1 protein-coding gene is annotated in these 246 nt (G+C 68.3%); it reads left to right on the top strand.

Annotated elements, in window-relative coordinates:
- Positions 1-246, top strand: a 246-nt coding sequence (locus ACZ3HG_RS24535) for a hypothetical protein (protein WP_465335101.1), incomplete at both ends; no start/stop codon positions are given.

Genomic DNA, 246 nt, shown 5'->3' with positions numbered 1-246 from the left:
AAGTACAACACCGACAACGGCACCTCGGTGCGCGTGGTCGGTTGGGACCGCGCCGCCAAGGACGGCTCGTTCACCGGTGGCTTCGAGGCCAACGACACCGCCCGTCAGACGGCGCAGGCGATCATCGACCAGAACGTCGACGTGCTGCTGCCCGTCGGTGGCCCGATCTACCAGTCGGCCGCCGTCGCGATCCAGGACTCCGGCCGTCAGATCGCCATGGTCGGCGTGGACGCCGACGTCTTCCAG

It is taken from the genome of Erwinia sp. PME.40.26/001 (assembly GCF_055556675.1).
This window is presented reverse-complemented; position numbering and strand designations above follow the sequence as displayed.